We start from the raw sequence: 24,471 nt of genomic DNA on the forward strand, positions 1-24,471 counted from the left end.
ACTTCTTCCAGTTTGTTCAATTCGGCATAGGGCTCGACCTCGGCCTGCCAAAACAATCCGCTGTCATCTTTTTTCACGCGGCTCACCACGCCGACTGGCAAGCCCTTGGGGAAGATCCCGTCCAAGCCCGACGTCAGCAGCAGGTCGCCCTTGCGAATTTCCTCGGAAGCCGAAACGTACTCGGCCTGGGTCAGCCAGCGTTCGCGCCGCAGGCCCAAATCCTGGCGCTTGCCCACCAATAGTCCGCGGGCGCGGGTGCGGGCGTCGAGCACATCGACCGAGCTGTTCAAGTCGGTCACCAGCAAAACTTGACTGTTGCGGCTCCCGGCTTTCATCACCCGACCGATGACGCCGCCCCCCGAAACCACAGCCTGGTCGGGCGCGACGCCGTCTTCGGTGCCACGATCGATGGTGATGCTGCGGAAGACCGAGACGGGATCGTAGCCGACCACTCGCGCCGCCTTGGCCTCGGCCTTCGCGAAGCCGCTCTCGGAGAAGAGGTTTTCCGCCGCCTTCATGCCGCGATTCTCCTCGCGGGCCTTCAAAAGCTCGGATTGCAACTCTTGCAGCTGGCCTTTCAAGGCCAGGTTTTCCTTTTTAGCGCCGCTCAACTCAAGATATTCGCCAAAACGAGAATGCGCCCAGGAATACGCCGAAGATAAAACCTTCGCCGCGGGAGACACCGCCTTTTGCGACCAGCGCTGGTACCAAGTCGGATTCGGCGACCTCTCAGCGGCGGCGGAAAAATACACCGTGGCGGCGAGCAGCGCGGCCATCAGTAAACCTAGTTTCCATTTTTGCCGGAAACGGAACATTCCAAGCCCCATGCCGGACGCAAAAGCGCCCGAGATTTTTGTTTAGTTCGATGACCTGGAAGAGGCGACCGGACATCCTAGACGGACGCCACGGCGCTAATACGAATTCACCGTAATCCCTTTGAGCGAATCCAGCTGATCCAAGGCCTTGCCGGTACCATGGACCACGCAAGAAAGAGGATCGTCGGCGATCGTCACCGGAAGCCCCGTCTCCTCGCGGATCAGGACGTCGAGATGAGCCAAGAGGGCCCCTCCGCCGGCAAGCACGATGCCCTTGTCGATAATGTCCGCCGCCAATTCGGGAGGAGTGCGCTCGAGAGCGATCTTGATCGCCTCGACGATGGCATGCACCGGCTCGGCGATGGACTCTCGGATCTCCTCGGAATTGACTTCCATCACCCGGGGCACGCCCGCCACCAAATCCCGACCCTTGATCTCCATCGTCTTGATTTCCCCGTTGGGATAGGCGCTGCCGACGGTGATCTTGATCGCCTCGGCGGTGCGTTCACCGATCAGCAAGTTATACTTTCGCTTTAAATACTGGATGATCGCCTCGTCCATCTTGTCGCCGGCCACGCGGATCGACTTGGAATAGACGATGCCGGCCAAGCTGATCACCGCCACTTCGGTGGTGCCGCCGCCGATGTCGACGATCATGCTGGCCGTCGCCTCGATGATCGGTAGACCGGCGCCGATGCCGGCGGCCATCGGCTCCTCGACCAGATAGACCTTGCGGGCTCCGGCGCGCTCGGCACTGTCCAGCACGGCGCGCTTCTCAACGGCGGTGATGCCGCTGGGCACGGCGATGACGACGCGCGGACCGAAGATGCGGCCGTGGCCGTTCACCTTGCGGATGAAATAGGCCAGCATGGCCTCGGTCATCTCGAAGTCGGAGATCACGCCGTCCTTGAGCGGGCGAATGGCGCTGATCGATCCCGGCGTCTTGCCCAGCATCTCCTTGGCGGCGAAACCCACCGCGGTGCCGTCGTTGAGGACCTTGTTGGTTCCCTTGCGCACCGCGACCACGCTCGGCTCGTTGAGCACGATGCCCTCGCCGCGCACGCACACCAGGGTGTTGCAGGTGCCCAGGTCGATGCCCATGTCGACGCTGAACCAACCAAGAAGAGATTTCAGACCCATGGGAGCTCCATCCTCGATCGTGCGGCCGATGCCGTCGATGCAACACCGTTCATGCGGAACGGAACGCTCGCAAGGCCGCCCGCGCGGTCACTTGCCCTTGTATTCAACGTACTCGAACGCCCCGCCCTGAGTCGATCCGCCCGAGGTGAGCTCGATGTTCTTCAGGGCAATCCAGCCGCTCCCGACCAGCAACAGCAGCACGCTGGCGGCAAGGAGGGCCGAGTAGATGTTGAGCGTCGGCTTGCGTTGCGGGATGTTGGGGTTGAACTGGCTCATGTCGAATTCCGCATGGAAGACTCACTCACCCTTGCGGGCGAGCACCCGCAGGCCGGTCCGAACCTCACCCTTGCCGACCTGTTCCAACTCGACCACGCCCACCGAGCGGTTGACGTCGACGGTGGTGATGCGCAGGTTGCCGATGTACTTGCCGCCGTCGGCGATGCTCATCACCCAGCCCGGCTGCACGCCGTCGCGGCTGCCGGCGTTGATCTCGGCCATGGTGGAGTCGGTGCCGCGGCGCACATTGATGATGGTGGCGCTCAGAGCGCGGTCGGCGGGAATGCGGGCGTCGCCGCTGGTGGCGCCGGGCCGCGCCGTGGGCAGGGCGCCGGCGTAGGTGCCGTACTTCTTGAGCTGGTCGTTGGCGGCCTTCATCTCGTTGGCCTGCTTGTCGCGCTCGTCGTTGGCCTGCTTGAGCTGCTCCTGCACCTGGCGGAGCTGCGCCTTCACCACTTCGTTCTCGCTGGTGAGGCTGGCGACCTGGTCGTCCAGTTGCACGTTGTCGCGGTCGGCCTTGGTCAGGCTGGACCGGAGCGTGGTCAATTCCTTCGAGACGTTGGAGACCAGCTCCAACTTGATCTTGTCACTCTCGGAGAGCACCTGCAGGTTGCTGGTGAGCCGATCGAGCTGCGCCTGGGTGCTGGCGACGAGTCCGGTCATGCGTGCCGCCTCGGCAATCGCCGCGTCGCGCTCGACCTGGGCCTTGCCCAGTTTCATCTCCAGATCCTTGGCCAGGTCGGTGACGGCGCGGACTTCGGTTTCCTGAAGGCGCTGCGCGGTGTCCTTGGCGGAGACGGCGATGGTGGCGCGGACCTGCTCGTCGGTCCACTTCTTCTTGAAGGTTTCCTCATTGGCGGTGTTGAGCATCACCAGCGGAACGAGGGCGACGGTCAGCAGGGAGGTCAGGACAACGAAGATCTTGGTCAGAATATGCACAGGCCAAACTCCATCAAAAGGATTCCCAACAGGTCTCGCGGACTACGCCCCACTCGCCGCCGAGATATCTACCCTCATCCGGGTGGGTATGTCAACGAGGAATCTCCAATTTAGCATCTTTTGGAGGTTCCGATGCCGCCGGTTCGGGCGGAGGCGGCTGGACCGGCACCGGCGCCATGGTGGAGGTCGGCGCGTTCGCCTGGCGGCGCAGGATGCTTCCGGCGGCGGCAACCTGGACCTCGGGCTCGCGGTCCCGAAGCAGTTTGGAAAGCGTGGCTTCCGTGTCGGGTCCGCCCACCACGCCGAAGAGCTTGGCGCCCAGCGTCCGCACGCGGACGTTGGGATCCCGCGACGCGATCGTGCCCAGCTCGGCCAGCTTGACCGGCGCCGGCTTCATGATCTTGCACACCGCGATCGCGGCGAAGAGGCGGATCTCGATCGGCCGGATGTCCGTGCCGTTGGCCTCGATCAGCCGCTGCAGCATGGGCAGGGCGCTCTGGTCGGCGATCCGGCTGGAGATCTCGCAGGCCAGCTCGATGCACTCGCTCTGGTCGGAGCGGAAGAAGAGCGCGGCGTGGATGGGCTCGATCTCCGTGGTGTCGCCCAGCAGCACCATCGCTTCGGCGATCTGCAGGTTCACGATCTTGACCGCCGAGGCGGTGGCCCGGTTCATCGGGTGGTGGGCGGCATCCTTGAGCAGCATCAGGGCCGACTTGTTGCCCAGCTCCCCCAGCACGATCGCCGCGTTACCGCGCAGCTCGGCGCTCTGGGCGAAGATCATCGCGGCCAGCGGGGTGGGATCCACCTCCACGCCGCAGCGCTTCAGGGCCAGGATCGCCGCGGCGCGGACGCTGTCGTTGGGGTCCAGGCGCAGCGGCTCCAGCAGCGGTGCCGCCCCCGGCAGGCTCACCTTGGCCACGCTCATCGCCGAAACGAAGCGCACGCTCGGGTCGGGGTCGGCCAGCCCGCGGCGCACGGCGGGCTCGAAGATCGTCAAGTCATGCTGCATCGCCTCGATGGCGTGGGCCCGCAGGGCGCGGTCGGGATTGCGCGAGGCCTCGTCCAGCACCAGCCTCGCGCTGCGGCCCAGGTCGCTTGAGTTGGAGACGGGGATCGTCGGCTTGGACGCGCTGCGGCGAGACAGCGTGGCGTCGCCCTCGGGCGAAACGCTCTGCTCCTTGCTGCTCCAGGAGGGCATTTTCGTCTGCTTGGAGTCGCTGCATCCCGCAATAAAAACGCAGGCAAGCATGGCTGCCGCGGCCGCCCCCGCCGAATGAGTCGTGTGTTTTCGTTTGTTGGGGAAGCAGTACATGAGGAACGAGGCCAGAAACATGGTCCAGGAGAATACATCGCCGATCGTAGCAAAGAGGGTTCGGGTTCGTTCCAGCGGCAGCGACGCGACCATCCATCCCGCCTTGCGGGCCGGCAGCGATTCGCCGATGCGCCGGCCGGCCGGATCGAACGCCCCGCTGACGCCGGTGTTGACCACGCGCAGCAGCGAGCGGCGCAACTCCACGCAGCGCCACCGCGCGGCCTGCTCGTGGTGGCGCCGCGCCGGATCGAAATCACCGAACCATCCGTCGTTGCTCAGGTTCACGATCGCGTCGGCGCCCTCGTCGGCGTTCACCAGACCGCGCACCGCCCGCGAGACGGTGTCCTCGAAGCAGATCGGCACCGCCAGCGCCACGCGGCCCTTCGACGTCTGCATCGACAACGTGCGCGGTCTCTCGCCGGTGGAAAGGTCGAACTCCATGCCGCGGCCGCCGAAATCCAGCAGCGCCTGCTCGAGCGCCTTCCAGTAGGAGATGTAGGGCATGGTCTCGCCGAAGGGAGTGAGCACGACCTTGTCGACGCGCTCATGTCGGCCGCCGGGCTTGAGCAGGTAGCCGCTGTTGTAGTGGCGGTTCCACTTGTACTGCATGCCTTCGATCCGCAGACCCTCGTAGGCGGAGCTGCCCACCAGCAGCGGCACGCCGCCTTCGGAGACCAATCGCTCAAGCTGCGACGTCAGCCGGTCGGCGGGCCAGAGTCCCCGCTCGCGCTGCAGCATGATCGCGTCGCTCTCCAGGCCCACGCCCGGCAGCACCGTCTCCGGCCAAGCGATCAGGTCGGGCGATGGGCCGCTGGAGCGCAGCGCGTTCAAGGCCTCCACCGTGATCCGCATCGCGGTGTCGAACTGCTCCTGCTGCATCTCGCGGGTCGGCGCCATCTTGTTGCTCTGTGGAACATTGGTCTGGATCACGAGCACCCGCAACGACTCGGAATCCTTGAAGTTCGGCTGGCGCAGGAACCCGAAGCACAATAGTGCGGCCGAGAACAGCGCGGCGATGGCGACCCCGGTGCGCCAATGCGTCCGCGGCGGCGCGGCCAGCGCGGCGAAAACTCCCGCGATCACTCCCGGCAGACACCCGAGACCCGCGGCACCGATCACCTCGGCGCTCTGTGCGAGCCATGGAAAGTCGATCAGCGGCTGGGCCGGCATGAACCAGGGATAGCCATCCATGAAGACGCGGCCGCGGAACCACTCGCAGCCACAGAGGATGATGCCCGCGCGAAGCGCCAGGGGCCAGTTGCGGAAGCGCGTGGAGCGGCCGCTGCGCGAAAGGGCCACGGCGTAGAGGGCGTCGAAGGCTCCCATGACGATGGCCAGTGCCGGCCAGCCATATTCGCTGACGGGTCCGATCCAGCTTTCGAGCCAGAACCAGCGCAGGCTGCCGATGACCCAGGCGATCAACGCCAGACGCCAGGCGGCGCGGCGGTCCCGCAGTCTCGACGCGCCGTCGACGACGAGCTCCTCCTGCCGCCAGCGGCTGGTCAGATGCGCCGCCAGCGTCAGCGGCGCCCACGCCGGCAGCGCCAGCCACGCGGCGTTGAATGGGTCCAGCGAGAGCGCGATCAGCGCCGACCCGAGGCCGCAGAGGCCTGCCACCTGCGCCGAGCGAACGAATTTGAAACTTCCGCTGCTACTTGCCTGCAAAATCAATCACTCGCCCGATCTCGCTGCGCAAGTTGGACCGGTGCACGATGCGATCCACAAATCCTGCTTCAAGCAGAAACTCAGAAGTCTGGAATCCCTCCGGAAGATCCTGGCGAATGGTCTGACGGATGACGCGCGGCCCGGCGAATCCGATCAGCGCCCGCGGCTCGGCGAGGATGACGTCGCCCAGCATCGCGAAACTGGCGGTCACGCCGCCGGTGGTCGGATCGGCCAGCACGCTGATGAAGAGCCCCCGCGCGTCGTCGAAGCGGGCCAGGGTGGCGCTGGTCTTGGCCATCTGCATGAGCGAGAATCCGCTCTCCTGCATCCGCGCGCCTCCCGAGCAGCTGACGATGATCAGCGGCAGGTTGTGGTCGGTGGCGAACTCGATCAGGCGGGCGAGCTTCTCCCCCACCACGCTGCCCATGGAGCCCGCAAGGAAAGTGAAATCCATGCAGCCGATCGCCACTTTTCGTCCCTTGACGAAGGCGGTCCCGGTCTGCATGGCGTCGTTCTCGCCGGTCTTCTCCTGGGCTTCCTGGACGCGATCCTTGTAGCTGCGGACGTCAAAGAATTCCAGCGGATCGCAAGGCGCCATGGTGGCGTTCATGGGCTCGAAGGAGCCTGGATCGACCAGGGTTTCCACGCGCTGCCGCCCCGAAAGGCGGTGGTGGTGGTCACACTGCGGGCAGACCATGAGGTTGGACTCGAGGGCCTTTCGGAAGAGCGTGGCGTTGCACTTGTCGCAGGAAACCCAGAGCCCGTCGGGAACGGATTTCTTGGCCATCAACAATCCAGAGGATTCCCAGCTCGTCTCGGCCATCGCGTTTCAGTCTACCCGACCCGCGGTCGAAAACGAATCGAGCAGCGCCTTCGCCGCCGGCGCGATGGCGCCCCTGCCGAAGAGCGCACTGGCCGAGACCAGCACATCGGCGCCCGCCGCGACGCAGCGCGATCCATTGGCGGAATCAACGCCGCCATCCATCTCGATCCGCGCCTTGGCTCCAACGCGCTCGCGGATCCACGCGGTCTTCTTCAGGGAATCCTCGATGAAGCCCTGCCCCGAAAAGCCGGGGTGCACGCTCATCACCAGGTGCAGGTCGAAATCCTTCAGATAGGGCTCGATGGCCGAAGTCGGCGTCTCGGGATTGCTGGCCAGACCCACCGACACGCCCAGCTTCCGCGCCGCGGCCGCGAGCTCGCGGGGATTCTTCTCCGCCTCGACGTGGAAGGAGATGGAATTCGCGCCGGCCTTGACGAAGGGCTCCAGGAACTTTCGCGGATCGGTCACCATCAGGTGCACGTCGAGAAATGCGTCCGGGCAGGCCCGCCGCAGCGCGGCGCAGATGGCGGGCCCCATGGAGAGGTTGGGGACGAAGTGCCCGTCCATGATGTCGACATGCAGCAGCGACGCACCGGCGCCCAGGGCCTCGCGGCTGGCCGCGCCCAGGGCCGCGAAGTCCGCCGACAGGACGCTGGCGGCCAGCATGGCCCGAGCGGGCGGCGTTCGAAAGAGGTCCTTGTCCGGCGCCACGCTAGGGAGTCTTCCCGCTCTGGCGCTTGACCGCGGCGCGGTACTCCTCAAGTCGCTGCTTGGCCATCGGCTTGTCCGCCTGCGGCGCGCCCATCCAGGCGTCGGTCTGCAGGTCGATCGCCTGGTTCCAATCCTTCTTGGCCGCGAAGACCATGGCCTTGGCCTCGAGCCCGGCGGTGGCGTTCTTGCCCAGCATCGACTCGGCGATGATCAGCGCCGACTCCAGGTCGCGCTGCTCGATCTCGGAGTCCAGCACGATCGTGGAGACGATCTCTCCCTGCGCCGTGACGTTGCCGCACTTCTTGGCGATCTTCTGGATCCAATCCGCGGCGATCTTGGGGTCGGTCTCGTTCTTGAGCGTGGCCTTGTAGCGCTCCAGCACCACGTCCAGGAAAAAGACGTTGTCGAGGTCGATGACCTCGTCGTAGTGCTTGTAGGCCTCCTGCACGTTGCGCACCTTGAGCGACTTGCGGGCCGCATCCAGCAGCGGCTGGGCCTTCTTCTGCAGCTTGGGGTCGTACTTGCCCACCACCGCCTTGCGCAGGATGGAGGAGAGCGAGCTGTCGAGCGGGCTGCCGATCCAGACGATCTTGCCGCGGCTGACGATGAAGGCCTGCGGCAGCTTGTCGAGCTTGGCCGCGTCGATCCACGCCCTCCAGGTGTTCTCCGAGTCGTCGGCGCCGACGGCGATGGCCATTGAGGTTCGCTCGGCCTTGGAGAAGGACTTTTCGATGTCCTCGAATTTCTCCTTGGAGACCGCCACCACCTGCAGCCCCTTGGCGCCGAATTCCTTCTGGGCGGCGTTGAGCGCCGAGAACATGCCCGCGTTCTTCTCCTCCTTCAGGACGAAGAAGGCCACGACGACGCAGCCCTCGTCGCGGCCCGTGTCCGGCGCATCGCCCTTGACGAACTTGGAGATCTGGATTTTCGGCGGCGGCTTGCCGACGCCCAGCTCTTCGTCATCGGCACGGGCCGCGGAAACCAGAAGGGAAGAAATGCAGAGGCAGGCGAGGCAGAGGGAGCGGATGAAGTTGTGTTTCATGGAGTTGGATCTACTCAAATGGAGTGTTTCAGTTCAAGGAGAGTCTAGGGTTGGACGCGGTGGATCAGGCCTCTTCGATGGGAACGAGGCTTTCGAAGCGCTTGCCTTCGAGCATCTCCAGACTGGCGCCGCCGCCGGTGGAGACGTGCGACAAGCCGCCGGAGAGTCCGGCCAATTCCAGCGCGGCCGCGGTGTCGCCGCCGCCGGCGATGGTGGTGGCGCCGCTCTTGGTGGCCTGGATCACCGCGTCGGCCACAGCCCGTGTCCCATGGTCGAAGGGCGCCATCTCGAAGACCCCCATTGGCCCGTTCCACACCACAGTTTTGGCTTTGGTAATTTCACCCGCGAACAGTTTCTCGCTCTGCGGGCCGACGTCCAGTCCCATCCAGCCCTCGGGGATCGACCCCGAAGAAATCTTGGTTTCAGTACCGGCCTTGAACTCCCTGCCGCAGACATGATCCACGGGAAGCAGCACGCGCGTGCCGCGGCTCTGCGCCAATTGCAGAATGCCGTTCGCCTTGTCGACCAGATCTTTTTCAATGCGGCTCGCGCCCACCGCTGTTCCCTGCGCCAGCAGGAAGGTGTAGGCCATCGCGCCGCCGACGATGATCAGATCGACTTTGCCGATCAGGTTCTCCAGCGTCGGCAACTTGTCGCTGACCTTGGCGCCGCCCAAAATCGCGACGAAGGGCTTGCGCGCCTTCTCCAGCGTCTCGCCCAGGAATTTCAACTCCTTGGCCAGCAAGAGCCCGGCCACGCAGGGCTTGGGCTTCATCGCCAGCGGAAGGGCCAGCATGCTCGCGTCGTTGCGATGGCTGGCGCCGAAGGCGTCATTGCAATAGGCATCCGCATAGGGGGCGATCGCCGCGGCAAAGGCCTGGTCCCCCTTCTTCTCCCCCTTCTCGAAGCGCAGATTCTCCAGCAGCAGCACTTCGCCGCTCTTGAGCGACTTGGCCTCGGCCTGAGCCTGGCTGGGCAATCCTCCGGCCAGATGCACCTTGGTGGCCTTGCCCTTGAGCAGGTCGCCCAGCCGAACGGCCACCGCCGACATGCTGAAGGCGGGCTCGATTCCCTTGCCTTCGGGGCGGCCAAGATGGCTGGCCACGATCACGCTTCCGCCCCGCTTCAGCACGCTTTCAATGGTCGGCAGCGTGGCCCGGATCCGGCGGTCGTCGCTGATGGAGCCATCCTCATTCTGGGGCACGTTGAAATCGGCGCGGATGAAGATCTTCTTGCCGCGGACGTCGAGTTGGTCGATGGTTTTCTTGGGCACAATGTTCTCCAAGCGAAGATGATAGAAAGTCCTCCCGAACCTCGATGCAACACCACGCCATTGTGATCGCAGGCGCCACGGCTTCGGGCAAAAGTGCCCTGGCCCTGTGGCTGGCGCTCCATGTGCCGGGCGGCGGCGAGATCGTGAGCGCCGACAGCATGCAGGTGTGGCGCGGCATGGACATTGGCACCGCCAAGCCCACACCCGCGGAACGGGAGCAGGTGCCGCACCACGCCATCGACCTGGCCGATCCCCACCGCGACGCCTTCAGCGCCGCCGACTGGCTGCGCGAGGCGCAGCGCGCGATCGCCGGGATCCAGTCGCGCGGCCGCACGCCAATCGTGGTGGGCGGGACCAATCTCTATCTGCGCCTGCTGCTTGAGGGCATGGTGGAAAGCGCCCGCCCCGACCCCGAGTTTCGCCGGAGCCTTGAGGAACTCGACGCGGAAGCCCTGCGCCAGCGGCTTTCGCAAGTGGATCCCGAAAGCGCGGCGCGACTGCACGCCAACGACCGCCGGCGCATCATCCGCGCCCTGGAGATCGCCCGCGCCACCGGCGCGCCCGCCAGTTCGACGCGCAGCCAGTGGGCCAGCGGCGCGCCGAACATTCCCGAGGGCTTTCACATGCTGCTGCTGGAGTTGGAGAACGAGACCCTCAACCAGCGGATCAATGCCCGAGTTCAGAAATTCGTGGAGGCCGGCTGGCTGGACGAAGTGAACCGGCTCACGCGCTCCGAGCCCCTTCTACCGCAGGCGCTGGAGGCGGTGGGCTATCGCGAATTGCTCGACGCACTGGAAAGCCGCTGCTCCCTGAACGAGGCCGTCGAGGCGATCAAGATCCGGACACGCCGCTACGCCAAGCAGCAGCGCACCTGGCTGCGGCGCTTCCAAACTTCGCAAAGATGCCTCACCTTGAAAACAGAAAATAAAATTTTTGAAAAAATCACTCTGGAAGCTCTCACGGCACTTTTTGGAAGCTCCTGACCCCGCTGCGGCCCCGTTCTCGGACTCGTTTCTGTGCACCGCCGACTTGACGAGTCGATAGGGTCGGCTATTCATCCCTTCCTTCTATATGGCCAAGTCCAGAGCGAAATCATCCCCGTCAGCAGCCAAAAACAAGGGGAAACCCTCGTCCAAGGCCGCCAAAAGCCCGGTCGCCACGATCGGCGGCTCCCATTTGGTGATCGTCGAGAGCCCGACCAAGGCCAAGAAGCTTCAGGAATACTTGGGACGCGGCTACAAGGTGATCGCCAGCAGCGGCCACATTCGCGACCTGCCGGCTAAGGCGACCAAGGGTGTAAAGCAGCTGGTGCCGGGCGTGGACATCGAGAACCAGACCTTCGAGCCGACCTACGTCATCAATCCCGACCGCAAGGGATTGGTGAGCGAAATCCGCAAGCTGGCCGCGGGATCCAGCGACATCTGGTTTGCGACGGATCTTGACCGCGAGGGCGAGGCGATCGCGTGGCATCTGGCGGCGCTGGTGGACGTGGATCCCAAGGTCGCCAAGCGCGTCGTCTTCAACGCCATCACCAAGCAGGCGGTGCTCGAAGGCTTCGCCCATCCGCGTCCGATCGATATGGACCGCGTGAATGCCCAGCAGGCGCGGCGCATCCTCGACCGCATCCTGGGCTATCCGGTCAGCCAGATCCTCTGGAAGAAAGTCGCCGGCGGACTCAGCGCCGGCCGCGTGCAGAGCGTGGCGACGCGCATTGTTGTGGAGCGCGACCGCGAGATCCGAGCCCACATCCCCGATGAAAGCTGGAGCGTCTGCGTGCGGCTCACCGACGAGGTCGCCAAGGCCGCGGGCCTCGCCGAGGCCTGGAATGCGCTCGCCGCGAAGGTGGACGAGCGCGGCAAGGGCGCCACCCAGAAGGAGCAGGCCCAGTGGCTCGCCGACCACGGCGGCTTCGAGGCGGATCTGATCGAGATCAAGGGCACCAAGTTCGATGTCTCCTGCAAGAGCAATGCCCCGCGCGACCTCTCGAAGGAGGCGGCCGGCGCCGCGGAGGCCGTCGGGCTGAAGCAGGTCCAGGCCGAGCGCACCCCCAATGCGGCCGGCAAGGGTCCGGCGGCATTCCATGTGAAGGTCTCCGGGACACTCGATCCCAAGGCGCGTTACAAGGTGTCCAGCGTCGAGGGCAAGCGCGAGACGTCGCGCCCCTATCCGCCCTTCAAGACCAGCACGCTGCAGCGGGCCGGCGGCGCGTTCGGCCTGACCGCCGATCGCACCATGCGACTGGCCCAGCAGCTCTACGAGGCGGGCTGGATCACCTACATGCGAACCGACAGCCTGAACCTCGCCCCGGAGTCGATCGAGGCGGCCCGCGGCTATCTGCGCCAGAACTTCGGCGACTCCTATGTGCCCGAGAAGCCCCGCTTCTACGAGAACAAGACTGAAGGTGCGCAGGAGGCCCACGAAGCGATCCGGCCGACCGATCCCTCGCGCGATCCATCCGTCGCCCAGCGCGAATTGCCCGAGGACCAGGCCAAGGTCTACGGGCTGATCTGGCGCTGCTTCATGGCGTGCCAGACCGCCGACGCCGAGTTCGAGCGCACCACGGTGCTCTTCGAGCGCTCCGACCAGCCCACCGGCGCCGTGCTGCGGGCCAGCGGCCGCGTGCTGGTGTTCGATGGATTCCTGCGCGTCGCCCCGCGCATGGCCGACGTCGCTCCGCTGCCCAAGCTCAAGAGCGGCGACCAGCTCGCCCCGTTCTCCATCGATGCGCGGCAGTCCTTCAGCTCGCCAAAGTCCCGCTACTCGGAAAGCAGCCTGATCGAATACATGGAAAAGGAGGGCATCGGCCGGCCCAGCACCTACGCCAGCATCGTGCGCACCATCGTCGACCGCAATTACGTCGAGCGCCGCGGCACCAGCCTGGAGAGCACCTCGCTGGGCGAGAAGGTGACGGACTTCCTGATCGAGCAGTTCGACGACATCATCGAGGTGGGCTACACCCGCGAGATGGAGAAGGAGCTGGACGACGTCGCCCAGCGCAAGATGGAGTGGCACCAGATGCTGCGCGACTTCTGGAAGAAGCTCGACATCGACCTGAAGAAGGCGGCGCTGGCGGACCACACCAAGGCGGAAATGAAGCCCGCGGCCTTCGTCTGCCCCAAGTGCGGAAGCAAGACCGGCTACCGCTTCGGCAAGAACGGCGACTTCCTCTCCTGCGCCTCCTACCCGGCCTGCAACTACGCCGCCCCCGTCGACCGCGAGGGCCGGCCCCTGCTGCCGGAGCGCGTGAACATCCGCAGCCCGGAGAACGGCCAACCCATGGTGATGCGCACCGGGCGCTTCGGCCGCTTCATCACCAGCGACCTGCCGCCGCGGCCGCCCAAGCCCAAGGCCCGCAAGAAATCCAAGAAGGCCCTCGCGCTGGAGGCCTCCGGCGGCGCGACCGCCGTCGCCGAGCCCAAGGAGAAGCCGCAGTTCATCATCAACGTGGACGCCAAGGGGCGCATCAAGATGCCCTCGGTGCCGCCGCTGCTCACCGACCTGGACTGCCCCAAGTGCCAGACCCGCAAGTTGAATCTCCGCCTGGGCAAGCGCGGCCCGTGGCTGGGCTGCAGCGGATTCCCGCGCTGCCGCGGCCGCGAGGCGTGGTCCAAGGTGGACGAGGCGCAGCAGAAAACCCTCGAGGCCCTGCTGACCAAGCACGAGATCGACAACCCGCGTCCCGCGATCTCCACGATGGAAGGCTTGCCCGTGAAGGATGGCGACAACGTGATCGAGTTCATCCTTCCCGGCGGCGTCCAGAATCTGGCGATCCATCCGGAAGCGGAAGTGCAGCCGCCCATCGCGCGGGCCGGCTAAAACACTTCGGCCGCCGACGGGCGAATCATCGACCAAAGCTTGGCCGCCGCACGACAGTCAGGTATGTGCCGGCGCCGATTTTCGATTGGGCATCAGCAGCAGCATCGCGAGGAAGACCACGGCGCCCATCGCCGACTCGGTCCACCAGACTGCGGGCCAGCTTGAGCCGGTCGCAGGTATGGCGACGCCAAAATCCTTCAACATGCCCTGCCACGTGGCCGCAAAACCTGCAGGTGAAGCCATGCTCACCTTGTCGAGGAAACCGTTGTAGACGCCGGCCAGAATCGGGCCCACGCCAAGGATCGCGATGCCGTAGGCGGTCTGCGCGCTGTGCCGCGCGTCCGCCGGCGCTTCGCCGTCGATGAAGAGGAATCCGCACGCGAAGAAGAACGGGTAGCAGAGGCCATGCAGCGCGATCCCCGCGTACGCCAGCGTTGGTGAGGTGGCGCTGGCGAAGCAGGCGAAGCGCAGAAAATAGGCGAACGCGCCGAGCGTGAGCACGCGCTTGAATCCCAGCTTCGCGATGAACCAACCCAGAACCGCGAAGGTGCACAGTTCGACCATCTGGCCGACCGTCATCGCCGCCGGCGCGGTCGCCTTCGTGAAGCCGACGCTCTCCAGCCAGCTCGCGGTGCGGATGAAGTAGATGTTGTGGATCATCGAGATCACCACCGCCGCGAAGGTCAGCACCAGCACGCCGCGCCGCTTCAGCAGGGCGAAGGCCTCGAGAAAGGCCAGCGGATGGGGCGAGTTCCCCTTGGGCGGCGTCTTGGGCAGCATCGAGAAGGCGAAGAAGCAGTAGATCAGGCTGATCACGGCAGAGACCCGCAGCGCGTCGGGAACCAGCGCGGTCGCGTCCGCCTTCTCGGTTCCCTGCACAAACCACGGGATCGCGGTCAGGTGGAGGTGATCCTGAAGCCAGAGCAGCGGAAAGGCCGCACTGCCCACAATCCATCCAATCGTTCCCCAGACCCGCACCCGCGGAAAGTCCTTGTTGGAATTCGGCAGGTTCGTCATGGCGATCGAATTCGACAGCGAAAGCGTGGGCATGTAGAGCACGCTGTAGACGATTGATGCCGCAAGGAACGAGTCGTAGGTCTTCGCCGACGCGAGGAACCAGTTGGCCGCCGCGCCCAGGAGCACCAAGATGCCCAGGGCTTTTTCCGCGTTCATGAAACGGTCCGCGACCTGTCCCGCGATGAAGGGCGCCAGGATCGCGCCGCAGGCGCCCGCGGTGCCCAGGATCATGCCGATCTGCGTGCCCGTGAATCCGAGACCGCCCTTGGCCACCGCCGAGCCGAGGTAACCGCCGAGCACCGGCAGCCAGATCCCCCACACCGCGTACTGCAGAAACATCATGATGGAAAGCCGGGTCTTGAGGAACGGTGGGCAGGCGGGCAATTCGTTCATGTGCGGAAGATAACCCACTCGCGGCTGAGCGGCGGCGATCGATCCGGCGCCTCTTGCCGCTACACTCGCGGGATGCAGACACGTCGCAAGACCCGTCAGGTGACCGTTGGAGACGACCGCGTGGGACGGGTGCGCATCGGCGGCGACGCCCCGGTCTCCGTGCAGACGATGAACGCCGGATTCACCCACGACATCGACGCCTGCGTCGAGGAGATCAACCGCTACGCCGATGCCGGCGCCGATCTGGTGCGCGTCGCGGTGCCCGAGCGCAAGGACACCGAGGCGCTGGTGCACATCCTGCCTCAGGTCCGGGTGCCCGTGGTCGCCGACGTTCACTTCCACTATCAGCGCGCCCTCGAGGCCGTCGAGGCCGGCGTGCACAAGATCCGCCTGAATCCCGGCAACATCAGCGATCGCGACCAGGTGCTGCAGGTCATCGACGCCTGCAAGGAACGGAAAATCCCCATCCGCATCGGCGTCAACGAAGGCTCCATCATCGAGCGCCGCGACAAGAAGCGCCGCGCCGAGGAGCTGGGCATGTACTTCGAGGGGCACCGCTCCGGCCACCTGCTGGCCCTGATGATCGCCAAGTTGGAGGAGTACCTGGACATCTTCGCGGAGCGCGACTTCCACGACATCGTCATCAGCGCCAAGAGCATGGACGCCTCGCTGTGCATCGACGCCTACACCGAGATCTCCCGGCGCTTCGACCATCCGCTGCACCTGGGCGTGACCCATGCCGGCCCGAAGTCGACCGGCACCATCCGCTCGACCATTGCGCTGGGCACGCTGCTGGCCAACGGCATCGGCGACACCGTGCGGCTCTCCTACGCCAGCGATCACATCGACGAGGTCAAGGATGGATTGGAAATTCTCTATTGCCTGGGTCTGCGCGAGCGCAAGGGGGTCGAGCTGATCGCCTGCCCGACCTGCGGCCGCATCCAGGTCGATCTCTTCACACTGGTCAAGGAAGTCGAGGCCAAGCTCGCCAAGGAAGTCTCGCTGCCGATCAAGGTCGCGGTCATGGGCTGCATCGTGAACGGCCCCGGCGAGGCCGAGGGCGCCGACGTCGCAGTCTTCGCCGGCGACCGCCGCGGCATCATCTACGTGCAGGGGCAGAAGGTCGCCAATGTGCCGGAGGAGGAGATCCTCGACCGGCTGCTGGTGGAATGCAAGCAGTTCGAGGCGCGGGTGCGCCGCGGCGAGGCCAAGCTGGGCGAGAAGATCGTGGAGATCGTGCCGCCGGATCCCATCGGCGAGCTCGGCTCGGGCGTGGACAAGATCCGCAAGGGACTGGTCGAGAAGATCACGGTGGGCGGTCGATGAGACGGCGCACTTCACATCGCGGCTTCACGCTCGTCGAGATGCTGGTGGTGATCTCGATCATCTCGCTGCTGATGGCGCTGCTCATCGGCGGCATCTCCAGCGTCTTCCGGACCTCCAAGACTTCCAAGCAGATGAGCGACCTGCGCCAGATGTTCACCGGCTGGTCGCTCTATGCCAACCAGTACAACGACCAGTGCATCCCCGGCTTCCTCTCCGTCGATGTGCAGAAGAAGTGGAATGTCAGTTACCGCATGAGCGGCAAGATCGAGGGGCAGTCCACCGACAAGCTCGATCGCGCCGTCGCCCAGACCTATCCCTGGCGGCTCGCCCCCTACCTCGACTATTCGTGGGAGATGATGCTGGGCTACCGCGACGACTCCAATTCGAGCGATCCCAAGACGCTTTACACCATTCCGCCGCTGAAGGTCCAGAGCACCTACCTGACCACCTGGCTCGCGTCGATGGTTCCCAGCGGGCTCACCGGCAGCGCCGCCGCGCTGCAGCCCGCCTATGGCTACAACGCCTACTACCTCGGCGGCTGGTGGGAAATTTCGAACAAGTCAAACCTGCCTCCCGGCACTCCGCGCCCCTACTTCACCGATGGGAAGCGCATCGCCACCAACGCGGACCACGATGCCAATCCGATGGCGCGCACCTTGGGCGGCATCACGGTGCCCGACCGCATGACGGTCTTCTGTCCGGCCGCCTATCTGCAGGCGAACACGCCGATGCCCGGCGCCGATTCACGCGGCCTCCCCGGATCCGACGAGGCGATGGCGTCGCTCGGCCCGCCCCCAACCCACGGCGACCGCCCGGTCAACCGCGAGGCTAAGGCCGGCTACCGCGATCCCGATCCGACGGCGCCCGGCGCCGCGTGGATCACTCCGCCCTGGCTGGGCGAGGAGCGGATCTGGACCATCTCCAACTCGGACATCTCCAGCCTGGCGCTCTACACCGATCAGGCGATGCCGCTCATGCGCTACTCCAAGCAGATCCCCTCCGCCAAGGGCGACGGCAGCACCAAGATGGAGAACTACGGCGTCCTCGATGACATGCGCGCGTTCCTGAACCTGGCGGACATCACCAACGCCCAGAAGGCGCGGCGCATGCACACCGGCACGATCCACGATCAGTGACCGTGGGCCAGGCTCACCACGCTCACGTCGTCGGCGAATGAAACGCCCGCCGCGTGCTCGCGCAGCAGCGCCATCACCCGTTCGACATCCTCGCACTCGTCGCCGCTTTCCTGCAGGCAGGCCAGCACGCGCTTGATCCCCAGCTCCTCCCCCTCGGCGTTCTGCTGCTCGCAGACGCCGTCGCTGAAGAGCAGGATCCGGTCCCCGGGCTGCAGTGGGATCTCGCTGCTTTCATAGGGATCCTCGACAATGCCGATCGGCGTGCCGCCGCGGCACTCAATGGCGATTGCGGGCGCTCCCTTGCGAACGATCGCCCCCATTGCGTGGCCCGCGTCGACCATCTGCATCGAGCGTCCGTCGTCCGAAAGGCGCATCGCCATCAGCGTGGCGAACTCGGTCTCGTCGCGATGGCGGCGCACGTAGGCGTTGGTCGCGTTCAGGGCATCCACCAGCGCGCTGCCGCGCTCCAGCTCGGCAGCGAGATGGGCCTGGATGCTGGCCATCAGCATGCCGGCGCCCATCCCCTTGCCCGCCACGTCGCCCAGGAAGAACCAGAACCCCTCGGGCCCGGCGCCGGCGCCGACGATGTCGCCCGCCACCACGCGCCCCGGCTCGGAATGGAATTTCCATCGCCAGGGTCCCATTGATCCCTGCTCCGGCGGCATCAGCCGGCGCTGCACCGCGTGGGCCGATGAGAGCTCGCGGTGGATCTGCTGCTGTCGGTCGGCCAAGTCGCGGCGCCGGATCTCCCCCAGCGCCATGCCGACGAACTGGGCCAGCGCCTGAGCGAAGGCCGCGGCGTCGGATCCCGGCGCCGAGCCCACCGTCGAATCGAGGTAGAGGAATCCCTCCACGTTCATGCCCAGCAGGATCGGCACGCAGAGCGCGGCGGTCACGCCTTCGCCCACGATGCTCTCGGCCATCTGCATCTCGGCGGCCTCGTCGAGGCGGACCGGCCTTCCCGCCGACGCCGCTCGCAGCAGGGTGCGGCTGATCCGCGCCTCCTCGTCGCCGTGGCGACCCTGGATTTCCCGCGCCAGCACTTCGTACCCCGAGCCGTCGTGCCCGCGCAGCAGCAAGGCGCGGCCGAATCCCGTGCCTTGCAGCAGCGCGGCCACCGCGGTCTGGGCCAGGGCCTTTTCATCCTGGGCTTCCTGCATCTTGGCCGCCACTCCCAGCAGAACCTTCAGTCGCTGGCCGGCGAGATTCTCAAGCTCCTCCGGCTCGACGGCCCGGACATGGTTGACGGAGGTCTCGGTCAGCGAATCGATGAGCGTCATCGGCTCGCCGCCCAGGTCGACCCGCAGCACGAAGGGAAAGATGCCCAGCTGGTCGCCGTGGGCCAGTACACAGGGCTTCTGCGCCGGCAGCAGCGTGCCGTTGATGAGCGTGCCCTGGCGCGAGCCGTTGTCGACCAGCGTCCACTTGTCGCGCAGGCAGCTCAGCGAGGCGTGGCGGCGCGAGACGTGGGGATCGTTCAGATGGATCACGCTGTCGGAGGCGCGGCCGAGGGTCACCGCGTCCGCAGCGGAAAATTCGAAGGGGCCGCCCTGGCCCTTGATGAGTTCAAGCCGGATGCCGCTGCTCACCTGACCGATTCCACGGGCTCCGGACGGCTTGAAACCGGATCCTCGTCAAGCTCGCGTGAACGCGTCGGCCGGCGCGGCAAGCCGATCTGGGCCGCCGCGATCACCGACTCCATCCGCCCCAGTGCGCGGTCGGCCAGGCCCTTGAAGGCCATGTAGGGAAAGAGCGTCAGCAGGGCGACGGCGAGTCCGCTGGCGGTGGTGATCAGGGCCTCGCCGATGCCGCCGGAGACGCCGCGCGGATCCGCGAGGCCGCTCTGCGTGCCGAGCACCTGGAAGCTCTTGATGATGCCGATCACCGTGCCCAGAATCCCGATCATGGGGCTGGCGGTGATGATGGTGGAGAGGATCACCGAGAAGCGCTCGAGCCGGTGCCGCTGGATTTCCGCCGCGGCCGCAGCCACGCCATCGTCGCTGCCGTCGATCGCCATCCGCGCCGCCACGGCCATGTCGGGCAGCGTGCTGCCGTCGCAGAGCGAAATCACGCGGTCCCTTTTGCCGGCCCGCAGGGCCTCGATCAGGGTTTCCACCTCGCCGCGCGCCTTGCGGGAGCCGACCCGGGACCAGAACAGAATCCGCTCCACGGTCAGCGAGAGCGAAAAGATGCTCAGGAACAGAAGCGGGTACATGACGGGTCCGCCGTGCTGGATGAAGCCGAGGAACTCGTTGAAGACATTGCCCATCGGGGCATCATAGGAACTTCCCATGGGCTCTTCTATACTGGGCGCGATGCTTGAGATGAAGTCGCCTATTCCGAGGAGCGAGGACGAATTGCTGGCGAGCGTGGAGAGCGCGCTCACCCAGGCCTTGGCCGAACGCCGGCTTCCCGTCAAGCTCGACGAGGCCGCGCGCTACGCGCTGCTTGGCGGCGGCAAGCGCGTGCGGCCCCTGCTCTGCCTGCGCAGTTGCGCCGCCGCGGGAGGAAATCCCGAGAAGGCCCTGCCCGCCGCCGTCGCCATTGAAATGATCCACGCCTTCAGCCTGGTCCACGACGACCTGCCCGCGCTGGACAACGACGACCTCCGCCGCGGCCGTCCCACCACGCACGTGGCCTTCGGCGAGGCGCTGGCCATCCTCGCCGGCGACGCGCTGCTCTCGATCGCCATGGAACAAGCCCTCACCTGCCGCAGCGGCGCCGCCGACATCGCCCGCGAGCTGGCCTGGGCGACCACCGAAATGATCTCCGGCCAGGTGCTCGACACGCTGGGAGGATTTCCCAAGGAGGCAACTCCGCAGCAGCGACTGGAGCTGATCCACAACCGCAAGACCGGGGCGCTCCTCCGCGCCGCCTGCCGCATGGGCGCCCTCGCCGCGGCGGCGAACCCCGAGTCGCTCGACCGGCTCACGAAATGGGGCGAGATCATGGGGCTCATGTTCCAGGTCGTCGACGACATCCTCGACCAAACGCAGTCCAGCGAACATCTGGGAAAATCCGCGGGCAAGGACGCCGCCCAGGGCAAGATCACCTTCCCCGCCGTCCACGGCGTGGAGTGGAGCCGCGAGCATGTCCGTGCATTGCACGAGCAAAGCGAGCAGCTTTTGAAGCCGATGGGCGCCGCGGCCGAGCCGCTGCGCACAATGGCGCGGGCGCTGGCCACGCGGACGCGATGAATCCCGGATCCATGGTCCGCAAAATGCGCCACCCCAGGGGCGACTTTCCGGAAAACTTCCGCTAGACTTCGCACCAGGCACTTCGCCCGCCGCACTGAACTCCGAAATGGCCCTCCTTCCTTCGATTCATTCTCCCGCCGATCTGAAAGCCCTTCCTCCGTCGGCGTTGCCCGAGCTCGCGGCTGAAATTCGAAAAGCGATCTGCGACCAATGCATGACCTCCGGTGGCCACCTGGCCCCCAACCTCGGCGTGGTCGAGTTGACCATCGCCCTGCATTATGTGTTTGACTTCGGACGCGACCGCATGCTGTGGGATGTGGGCCACCAGTGCTACACGCACAAACTGCTCACCGGACGCCAGCCGCTGCTGGGCCGGCTGCGCCAGCGCGACGGCATGGCGGGGTTCCCCGAGCCACGCGAAAGCGCCTACGACCTCTTCAGCGTCGGCCACGCCGGCACCGCCATCTCGACCGCAGTGGGAATGGCCCGCGGCGATCAGCTCAACGGCGACGGATTCGACGGCCTCACTCCCAACGGCCGCCGCGTGGTCTCCCTCATCGGGGACGCCAGCATCGTCAACGGCGTCGCGATGGAAGGCCTCAACAGCGCCGGCACGCTGCGGCGGCAATTCCTGGTGGTCCTCAACGACAATGGCATGAGCATCGCCAAGCCTCAGGGAGCCCTGGCGAGCTACTTCGACCGGATGCGCATGAGCCACGGCTACACCGAATTCAAGAAGCGCGCCAAGGACGTCGCCAAGTTGATCCCGGGCGGGCGCGAAATGTCCGACCTCTACCACCGCATGGGCGAGATGAGCAAGGCCGCGATCAGCCAGGATGCCTGGTTCGAGCACTTCGGCATCGTCGCGGTGGGACCGATCGACGGGCACGACTTCAACTCGCTCATCGAGTTCTTCACCGAAGCCAAGCACTTCGACCGCCCGATGGTCCTGCACGTCAAGACCGTCAAGGGCAAGGGCTTCTCCTTCTGCGAATCCGATCCCTCGGCGACCCATTCGCCCGGCCCCTTCACGGTGCCGGACATGGAGAATGAGGGCTGCCGGATCGAGCTCAAGAAAAGTTCGCGCTCCTTCACCAGCGCCCTGGGCGAGGCCATGGTCGAGGTGATGAAGCGCGATCCCAAGGTCGTTGCCTGCACCGCCGCCATGCCCGACGGCACGGGAATCTCCAAGGTTTCCGCCGCATTCCCCGAGCGCACCTGGGACACGGGCATCTGCGAAAGCCACGCCATGGACATGATGGCCGGGCTCGCCAAGACGGGATGGAAGCCCTTCTTCGCCGTCTACAGCACCTTCCTGCAGCGAGCCTTCGACCAGGCCTTCCAGGAAGTCGCGTTGCAGGGACTCGCGGTTCGACTGCTTCTTGATCGAGCCGGCCTTGTGGGCGGCGACGGTGCCGTGCACCACGGTTTCTGCGACATCTCCCTGCTCGCCTCGCTGCCCAACGCGGTCTTGATGGCGGCGATGGACGAGCCGAGCCTGAAGGCGGCCCTTGAGTTCATGCGCAAACACGACAGCGGCCTCAGTGCCCTGCGCTATCCGCGCGACGCGGTCAGCGCGGCCTTCGCCGATCAGGCCTGCCCCGATTTTGTCCTGGGCAAGTCCCGTGCGCTCGTGGAGCATGCCGCTCCGGACGCCGCGGTCCTGGCCTACGGCGTGATGGCGATCGAGAGCCTGGAGGCGGTCAAGACCCTCGACGGCGAGTACCGCGTGAACCTCTACGACGCCCGCTTCGCCAAGCCGGTCGACATTCAACTTCTGGAATCGCTCCTGAGCAAGGGCGTGCCCGTGGTGACGATTGAAGATCACTCGCTGCGCGGCGGATTCGGCAGCTGCGTGCTGGAGGCGTGCAACCAGCGCGGGCTGGACACGCGCCTGGTCACCCGGCTGGGCCTGCCCGACCAGTGGATCTACCAGGGCGAGCGCCGCGAGCAGCTCGCCGAGGCCGGCATCGACGCCGCGCACATCGCCCGCACCATCCGCGCGGCGGTCGAGGCGGTTCCGCAGGCGCGGCAGGGTGCGGCGAAGTCCGCCATCCACGCCTCCTGATCCTCCGCCCTTCCCGGCTAGGATTCCCCCATCATGTTCGAGTCTCTTTCGGAACGACTGGGCGACGCCCTGCGCCGCCTCTCCGGCCGCGGCAAGATTACCGAGGACAACGTCCGCGAGGCCATGGAGGATGTGCGCACCGCGCTCCTCGAGGCCGACGTGCACGTCGAAGTGGTGCGCCACTTCTGCGATGAGGTCGTGCAGGAGGCGATCGGCACCGAGGTGACCAAGAGCCTCAAGCCCGCCCAGGAAATCATCGGCCTGGTGCATCAGAAGCTTGTCCACTTGATGGGGCCGGTGGATCCCAACATCATCCAGGTCTCACCCGGCCCCGCCGTGGTGCTGCTCTGCGGACTGCAGGGCTCCGGCAAGACCACCACCGCAGGCAAGCTTGCGGCGCGGCTGCGCGAGCAGGGCCGAAGCGTTCTGGTGGCCGCCTGCGACTTGCAGCGGCCCGCCGCGGTCGAGCAATTGCGAATCGTCGTCGAGCAGGTCGCGGCCGAGGCCAAGGGCGGCGCCCGCGTGGCCTTCTTCGGCGAGCCGGAGCGCTGCGCCGAATATGGCAAGGCCGTCGGCGTCGCGGTGGGAGTCGCGCAGCGCGCCTATCGCGCCGCCCGCGAGGGGCGCTTCGACACGCTCATCGTGGACACCGCGGGTCGGCTCCATGTCGATGAATCGCTGATGAAGGAACTCGAGGGTGTGCGCCGCGCGACCGAGGCGCACCAGACGCTGCTGGTGGTGGATTCCATGGCCGGCCAGGACGCCCTGATCGCGGCGAAGTCCTTCCATGATCGCCTGCACGTGGATGGCATCATCCTGAGCAAGTTCGACTCCGACAGCCGCGGCGGCGCGGCGCTGAGCGCCAAGTACGTCACCGGCGCCCCGATCCTCTTCGTGGGCGTGGGCGAGCGCTTCGACGCGCTGGAGCCCTTCCATCCGGAGCGCATCGCCGGACGCATGCTCGGCATGGGCGACGTGGTCAGCCTGGTTGAAAAAGCCCAGAAGGAAGTCGACGAGGACGAATCGCAGCGCCTCGCCGAACGCATGTCCAAGGGCCAGTTCACCATGGACGATTTCCTCTCTCAGCTCAAGTCGCTGCGCCGCATGGGACCCATGAAACAAATTCTGGGGATGCTTCCGGGCGTCGGCTCCATGATCAAGGACGTCAACGTCGACGACGGGCAGCTCGACCGGCTCGAGGGCATCGCCCGCAGCATGACGCCGGCCGAGCGCCAGGATGTGAAGCGCGTCGACCAGCAGAAGAGCCGGGCGCGGCGCATCGCGGCGGGCAGCGGCTCCACCCAGCAGGAGGTCGGCAAGCTGGTCAAGCAATTCGAGGTCATGCAGAAGATGACCTCGCAGCTCGCGGGTCTCGGCGCCATGGGAAAGATGAAGGCCATGAAGGAGATGTCCGCCGGCGGCCCCGGCGCGGCGCCCAGCCTGGCCGGGCTGATGGGCCGCAAGTCCACCCACACCGAGAGCATCAAGAGCAAGTTCAAGGCGCGGAAGAAGCGCTGAGCGC

19 protein-coding genes are annotated in these 24,471 nt (G+C 66.0%); 7 read left to right on the forward strand and 12 right to left on the reverse strand.

All coding sequences use genetic code 11. The features are described 5' to 3' along the window. The 9 genes from mreC to K8R92_09170 all read right to left on the reverse strand — a co-directional run. Positions 1–776, reverse strand: a 776-nt coding sequence (mreC, locus tag K8R92_09130) for a rod shape-determining protein MreC (protein ID MCE9620062.1), incomplete at its 3' end; no start/stop codon positions are given. A gap of 135 nt (positions 777–911) precedes the next feature. After that, positions 912–1,955, reverse strand: coding sequence for a rod shape-determining protein (locus K8R92_09135; GenBank protein MCE9620063.1), 1,044 nt, complete (start codon positions 1,953–1,955; stop codon positions 912–914). Positions 1,956–2,042: 87 nt separating this feature from the next. Next, positions 2,043–2,231 (reverse strand): hypothetical protein, encoded by a 189-nt coding sequence (locus tag K8R92_09140; protein ID MCE9620064.1) that lies wholly within the window; start codon positions 2,229–2,231, stop codon positions 2,043–2,045. A 21-nt stretch (positions 2,232–2,252) separates the two neighbouring features. Next, on the reverse strand, positions 2,253–3,170 hold the full coding sequence (locus K8R92_09145; GenBank protein MCE9620065.1) for a hypothetical protein: 918 nt from the start codon (positions 3,168–3,170) through the stop codon (positions 2,253–2,255). A gap of 91 nt (positions 3,171–3,261) precedes the next feature. Beyond that, on the reverse strand, positions 3,262–6,099 hold the full coding sequence (lnt, locus tag K8R92_09150) for an apolipoprotein N-acyltransferase (protein ID MCE9620066.1): 2,838 nt from the start codon (positions 6,097–6,099) through the stop codon (positions 3,262–3,264). Positions 6,100–6,133: 34 nt separating this feature from the next. After that, entirely contained in the window at positions 6,134–6,970 is an 837-nt protein-coding gene (accD, locus tag K8R92_09155; GenBank protein MCE9620067.1) for an acetyl-CoA carboxylase, carboxyltransferase subunit beta, read from the reverse strand. A gap of 6 nt (positions 6,971–6,976) precedes the next feature. After that, entirely contained in the window at positions 6,977–7,636 is a 660-nt protein-coding gene (gene rpe / locus K8R92_09160) for a ribulose-phosphate 3-epimerase (GenBank protein ID MCE9620068.1), read from the reverse strand. A 46-nt stretch (positions 7,637–7,682) separates the two neighbouring features. Next, the gene (locus tag K8R92_09165; protein MCE9620069.1) at positions 7,683–8,723 is read right to left on the reverse strand and encodes a peroxiredoxin family protein; all 1,041 of its coding nucleotides are present in this window, start codon (positions 8,721–8,723) and stop codon (positions 7,683–7,685) included. A gap of 64 nt (positions 8,724–8,787) precedes the next feature. After that, positions 8,788–9,996, reverse strand: a complete 1,209-nt coding sequence (locus K8R92_09170; GenBank protein ID MCE9620070.1) for a phosphoglycerate kinase — start codon at positions 9,994–9,996, stop codon at positions 8,788–8,790. Between the two features lie 44 nt (positions 9,997–10,040). Between K8R92_09170 and miaA the strand changes: the two genes are divergently transcribed. Both miaA and topA read left to right on the forward strand, forming a co-directional pair. Continuing rightward, complete coding sequence (miaA, locus tag K8R92_09175; GenBank protein ID MCE9620071.1) at positions 10,041–10,979, forward strand: tRNA (adenosine(37)-N6)-dimethylallyltransferase MiaA; 939 nt, start codon at positions 10,041–10,043, stop codon at positions 10,977–10,979. Between the two features lie 88 nt (positions 10,980–11,067). Beyond that, positions 11,068–13,812 (forward strand): type I DNA topoisomerase, encoded by a 2,745-nt coding sequence (gene topA / locus K8R92_09180; protein ID MCE9620072.1) that lies wholly within the window; start codon positions 11,068–11,070, stop codon positions 13,810–13,812. Positions 13,813–13,869: 57 nt separating this feature from the next. Here topA and K8R92_09185 read toward each other — a convergent pair whose 3' ends face one another. After that, positions 13,870–15,222: an MFS transporter gene (locus K8R92_09185; GenBank protein ID MCE9620073.1), complete on the reverse strand. Its 1,353-nt coding sequence runs from the start codon at positions 15,220–15,222 to the stop codon at positions 13,870–13,872. 72 nt (positions 15,223–15,294) lie between these two features. Here K8R92_09185 and ispG point away from each other — a divergent pair, with 72 nt between their 5' ends. Continuing rightward, entirely contained in the window at positions 15,295–16,548 is a 1,254-nt protein-coding gene (ispG, locus tag K8R92_09190; protein ID MCE9620074.1) for a flavodoxin-dependent (E)-4-hydroxy-3-methylbut-2-enyl-diphosphate synthase, read from the forward strand. Beyond that, positions 16,545–17,684 (forward strand): type II secretion system GspH family protein, encoded by a 1,140-nt coding sequence (locus K8R92_09195; GenBank protein ID MCE9620075.1) that lies wholly within the window; start codon positions 16,545–16,547, stop codon positions 17,682–17,684. Before ispG ends, K8R92_09195 begins: the two co-directional genes overlap by 4 nt. On the opposite strand, the gene K8R92_09200 is transcribed toward K8R92_09195, so the two are convergent. Further along, the gene (locus tag K8R92_09200) at positions 17,678–19,273 is read right to left on the reverse strand and encodes a SpoIIE family protein phosphatase (GenBank protein ID MCE9620076.1); all 1,596 of its coding nucleotides are present in this window, start codon (positions 19,271–19,273) and stop codon (positions 17,678–17,680) included. The two genes, K8R92_09195 and K8R92_09200, sit on opposite strands and share 7 nt — an antisense overlap. Then, positions 19,270–19,977, reverse strand: coding sequence for a MotA/TolQ/ExbB proton channel family protein (locus K8R92_09205; protein MCE9620077.1), 708 nt, complete (start codon positions 19,975–19,977; stop codon positions 19,270–19,272). Before K8R92_09205 ends, K8R92_09200 begins: the two co-directional genes overlap by 4 nt. Here K8R92_09205 and K8R92_09210 point away from each other — a divergent pair. The 3 genes from K8R92_09210 to ffh all read left to right on the forward strand — a co-directional run bounded on the left by K8R92_09210 (position 19,976) and on the right by ffh (position 24,467). Further along, positions 19,976–20,881 (forward strand): polyprenyl synthetase family protein, encoded by a 906-nt coding sequence (locus K8R92_09210; GenBank protein MCE9620078.1) that lies wholly within the window; start codon positions 19,976–19,978, stop codon positions 20,879–20,881. The two genes, K8R92_09205 and K8R92_09210, sit on opposite strands and share 2 nt — an antisense overlap. Before the next feature lie 106 nt (positions 20,882–20,987). Continuing rightward, the gene (gene dxs, locus K8R92_09215; protein ID MCE9620079.1) at positions 20,988–22,949 is read left to right on the forward strand and encodes a 1-deoxy-D-xylulose-5-phosphate synthase; all 1,962 of its coding nucleotides are present in this window, start codon (positions 20,988–20,990) and stop codon (positions 22,947–22,949) included. A gap of 33 nt (positions 22,950–22,982) precedes the next feature. Continuing rightward, positions 22,983–24,467 carry a signal recognition particle protein gene (gene ffh, locus K8R92_09220; GenBank protein MCE9620080.1) on the forward strand — a complete coding sequence of 495 codons (1,485 nt, stop codon included), beginning with the start codon at positions 22,983–22,985 and terminating at the stop codon, positions 24,465–24,467. Positions 24,468–24,471 lie beyond the last annotated feature (4 nt).

Source organism: Planctomycetota bacterium, from assembly GCA_021414025.1.
In the GTDB taxonomy this organism is placed as follows: domain Bacteria; phylum Planctomycetota; class Phycisphaerae; order Phycisphaerales; family SM1A02; genus SYAC01.

Excerpts from the sequence above, each read along its gene's own strand:
- topA (MCE9620072.1), top strand. The coding sequence starts at position 11,068 with ATGGCCAAGTCCAGAGCGAAATCATCCCCGTCAGCAGCCAAAAACAAG.
- K8R92_09135 (MCE9620063.1), bottom strand. The coding sequence starts at position 1,955 with ATGGGTCTGAAATCTCTTCTTGGTTGGTTCAGCGTCGACATGGGCATC.
- dxs (MCE9620079.1), top strand. The coding sequence starts at position 20,988 with ATGGCCCTCCTTCCTTCGATTCATTCTCCCGCCGATCTGAAAGCCCTT.
- accD (MCE9620067.1), bottom strand. The coding sequence starts at position 6,970 with ATGGCCGAGACGAGCTGGGAATCCTCTGGATTGTTGATGGCCAAGAAA.
- K8R92_09205 (MCE9620077.1), bottom strand. The coding sequence starts at position 19,977 with ATGGGAAGTTCCTATGATGCCCCGATGGGCAATGTCTTCAACGAGTTC.
- ffh (MCE9620080.1), top strand. The coding sequence starts at position 22,983 with ATGTTCGAGTCTCTTTCGGAACGACTGGGCGACGCCCTGCGCCGCCTC.
- rpe (MCE9620068.1), bottom strand. The coding sequence starts at position 7,636 with ATGCTGGCCGCCAGCGTCCTGTCGGCGGACTTCGCGGCCCTGGGCGCG.
- K8R92_09210 (MCE9620078.1), top strand. The coding sequence starts at position 19,976 with ATGGGCTCTTCTATACTGGGCGCGATGCTTGAGATGAAGTCGCCTATT.
- ispG (MCE9620074.1), top strand. The coding sequence starts at position 15,295 with ATGCAGACACGTCGCAAGACCCGTCAGGTGACCGTTGGAGACGACCGC.
- K8R92_09195 (MCE9620075.1), top strand. The coding sequence starts at position 16,545 with ATGAGACGGCGCACTTCACATCGCGGCTTCACGCTCGTCGAGATGCTG.
- K8R92_09165 (MCE9620069.1), bottom strand. The coding sequence starts at position 8,723 with ATGAAACACAACTTCATCCGCTCCCTCTGCCTCGCCTGCCTCTGCATT.
- K8R92_09185 (MCE9620073.1), bottom strand. The coding sequence starts at position 15,222 with ATGAACGAATTGCCCGCCTGCCCACCGTTCCTCAAGACCCGGCTTTCC.
- miaA (MCE9620071.1), top strand. The coding sequence starts at position 10,041 with ATGCAACACCACGCCATTGTGATCGCAGGCGCCACGGCTTCGGGCAAA.
- K8R92_09140 (MCE9620064.1), bottom strand. The coding sequence starts at position 2,231 with ATGAGCCAGTTCAACCCCAACATCCCGCAACGCAAGCCGACGCTCAAC.